This is a genomic window from Nostoc sp. (assembly GCF_036919675.1).
Taxonomy (GTDB): domain Bacteria; phylum Cyanobacteriota; class Cyanobacteriia; order Cyanobacteriales; family Nostocaceae; genus Nostoc.
This window is the reverse complement of the sequence record NZ_JBALCP010000083.1, coordinates 1-474: the sequence shown is the minus strand read 5'-3', so window position 1 is coordinate 474 and position 474 is coordinate 1. Positions and strand designations below refer to the sequence as shown.

General features: G+C 36.9%; 1 protein-coding gene. It reads right to left on the bottom strand.

Annotation, left to right across the window (positions count from 1 at the left end; translation table 11 throughout):
• Window positions 1-60: 60 nt before the first annotated feature.
• Window positions 61-426: an IS630 transposase-related protein gene (locus tag V7K49_RS18485; RefSeq protein WP_335206768.1), complete on the bottom strand. Its 366-nt coding sequence runs from the start codon at window positions 424-426 to the stop codon at window positions 61-63.
• Window positions 427-474: the final 48 nt, after the last annotated feature.

Here is a 474-nt window from a genome sequence, read left to right as displayed (position 1 = left end):
ATAGTGTCTAGCCAACGTCGAAATTCATAGCGTAGTTTTTGTACTCTTTCTGTAGTTTGCTCAGTCGATACTAAAGTTTTTTTTCCGATTTAATTTTAAGCGTTTAAGAGTGCGGGATAAACTTGATATACTTACATCTATTTCTGTGCGCTCCTTTATTACTTCTTGAATTTCTCGCAAATATATATCACTTTGCTTTGTCACGATTACCTTTAACAATTCTTGCTCAATACTATTAAGCTTTGAGCGGCGGTCTCCTCCTTGGGGTCTGGCAGCAATCTCTGCCGTCTCTCGATACCGACGTAAAAAGTCACGGATAAAAGACAAACTGACTTTAAATCGTTTTGCTAATTCCCTTTGGCTGCCTTCTTTGTTTTGCCACGCACTTAATATCTTTTGTCGTAAGTCAATTGAATATGCTGCCATCTTTAAATACTATTCTTTACATTTATTACAGTTTATGAGCTTTGTGGC

Coding starts and splice junctions, on each gene's coding strand:
- V7K49_RS18485 (WP_335206768.1), bottom strand. CDS start 426: ATGGCAGCATATTCAATTGACTTACGACAAAAGATATTAAGTGCGTGG.